Here is a 798-nt window from a genome sequence, read left to right as displayed (position 1 = left end):
GCGGCGCAGCTAAATGGAGACGCCACACTAGAGGCGGCTGCGAAGTACGTTCAACTCTCTATTGCCACGGCCACGCTGATCAAAGAGCAGGAGAACGAGACGCTGAACCTGGAGCGCGTCGCCAAAGCGCGCAAGGAAGAGGGTGAGACCCTGGTGGCGCTGGCGAAGTTGCGAGGCGATGAACAGGGCGTCCTGAAGGCAGCCAGCCAAGCGGCGGAAGAGTACGCACTTGCCAGCGCGCGGGTCGCGGCTTCGAAGCAGGAAGAGCTGAAAATCCTGGAGCAACAGTTGGTCGCACAGCAGGCCAAGCTCGAAGCCGACAAGGCGACGGCGGATCAGCAGGAAAAAGAGACGCAGAAGCTGCGCGAACTCATCAAGACCAAGCAGTCCGAGGTCGAGCAGACCAAGGCGTCAACGGAGGCGGCAAAACAGGAAGTCGCGGCGCGCAAACTGGCCGTTGAGATATACGGCGACCAGTCGGCCAAGATGGCCGAGTACCGCGCCGAAATGGATCGGCTCATCCTCGTCTTGCAAGAGTACGAAAAGCTCAACATCAACGGGAAAAAGACTGACGAGGAAGTCGCGGCTGTGCGCCAGAAACTGGCCGAGATAACGGCCAAGTACAAAGACACCGTGAATGACTTGGCACGGAACCTGCGCCTGCAAGCGGCAGAAGAAGTCGCCACGCTGAAGACCAAACAGGCTTCACTTTCCGTGGACATTCAGATTGCACAGGCAAGTGCCAACATCGCTCGCCTTCGTGGGGATAACACCAAGGCGATGCAGTTGGAGCGCGAG

1 protein-coding gene is annotated in these 798 nt (G+C 59.1%); it reads left to right on the top strand.

What is annotated here, in order from left to right; all coding sequences use genetic code 11:
- The coding region (locus I6E78_RS18450) for a hypothetical protein (protein WP_442960319.1) at positions 1-798 on the top strand (798 nt) is incomplete at both ends.

This window comes from Pseudoalteromonas sp. NZS127 (assembly GCF_015864805.1).
Classification (GTDB): domain Bacteria; phylum Pseudomonadota; class Gammaproteobacteria; order Enterobacterales; family Alteromonadaceae; genus Pseudoalteromonas; species Pseudoalteromonas nigrifaciens.
The sequence above is the reverse complement of the archived record's forward strand: the minus strand, read 5'-3'. Positions and strand labels throughout refer to the sequence as shown.